The following is a 1,466-nucleotide window of genomic DNA, read 5'->3' as shown; positions in this document are numbered from 1 at the left end:
TAAAGTGTACCCTTTGTAAAGGACATTTTGAAAAAAAACTAGGCAACTTGTTGAAGCTGCTGTCTGTATTTTACAGGCGGCAGCTTTTTCAAATTCCATTGCCCTCGATAATGATTGTAGTACGTCATATAACTCTTAATTTCTCGTTTTACTTCTTCTAATGTTTCGCATTCTTTGATATTCGTTTCATCCTTAAAATGCCCAAAGAATGATTCTTGGGGAGCATTATCCCAACAATTGCCTCGACGTGACATGGATTGTCTTAATCCCATTTTCTTCACTACGGATTGGAATTGTGGATTCGTATAATGAAAGCCTTGATCGGAATGGATCAACGCATCTTTGGTTAAATGGCGATGCTTCTGTAATTTACGAAGCGTGTTTAGCGCAATTCCTATACTTAACCAAGAAGAAACTTCATACGCTAAAATTTCATTCGTCTGTGCGTCTTTAATCGTCGATAAATACGCACGTTTATTGCCTTTGTACGTTAAATAGGTGATGTCGGTTAATAACACCTTTCCCGCCTCGCCTGGCTTAAAATTGCGCTTTAATTCGTTTGGACATGTGCGATGTTCTTTCGTTGCTTTTGCCATTCTACGGGCCGGATTAGCCTTTCGAATGGGACAGATGATTTCAAATTTCTTCATAATACGGCGGATACGCTTTAAGTTGTACGTCATCTTGTATTGATTTTCTAATGTCATTTTGATTTGGCGTGCTCCTTTTTTTCGTCCACGAAAATGATACGCCTTTAAAATCATTTCCTTTATAATCTCATCTGTTTTGGCTTTAGCTACACGCTTCTGCATTGATTTTTCAGAGAAGTAATTGTAGTATCCAGAACGTGATACTTCCATAACATCGCATAGATATCTGACCAACCGCTTCATTTTATACGTTCTGATCGTCCGATCAATGAGTTCAAACTTCAGCTCTACAGCCACTTTTATTTCTTTTTCAACATCTGCCTTTCGAGTAGATCGAGCTTTTTTAGCAGTTCATTTTCCGCTCGTAACAATTGATTTTTTGCTTCTAATCGTTCAATCTTTTGTTCTAATGTTAATTCACGTTCCGATGGGCGACCTGAATTTGTTTTACGTGTATCCTGTAAGCCTTCTACACCCGCTTCACGATACGAAGCACGCCAACGTTTTCCGGAAGAACGAACACGCTCCAAACCAATACATTCAACATCTAAGCCCGCTTCTTCAAAAATGTCTCGTGGCAGTTTCCCTTGTTCATTTTGTGCAATGAAATGGCGCTTAAATTCATCGGTATACGTAATCGCCTTATCACTAACAGCGATCACATTTGGATTTCGTTTTAGTTGTTCTTGTTCTTTCTTCGTCAGTAATCTTTTCGTCATAACATTTCCGCTCCAACATCGTTTTTTTTCATTATAAACAAAATACCCTATAAGATGGACTTTTTTCAAAGTGTCCATCTTATAGGGTACATTTTAC

The 1,466-nt window shown here is 38.2% G+C and carries 1 protein-coding gene; it reads right to left on the bottom strand.

Features of this window, described 5'->3' with window-relative positions; translation table 11 throughout:
- Nucleotides 1-38: 38 nt before the first annotated feature.
- Nucleotides 39-1,369, bottom strand: a protein-coding gene (locus J2Z28_RS30955) for an IS3 family transposase (protein ID WP_244988631.1) whose coding sequence is annotated in 2 segments (ribosomal slippage) — nt 39-988 and nt 988-1,369 — 1,332 coding nt in all. Because the reading frame shifts where the segments join, the coding sequence is not laid out codon by codon here.
- Between the last annotated feature and the right edge of the window lie 97 nt (nt 1,370-1,466).

Origin of the sequence: Paenibacillus xylanexedens (assembly GCF_017874615.1) — a bacterium.
GTDB lineage: Bacteria > Bacillota > Bacilli > Paenibacillales > Paenibacillaceae > Paenibacillus > Paenibacillus xylanexedens.
This window is presented reverse-complemented; position numbering and strand designations above follow the sequence as displayed.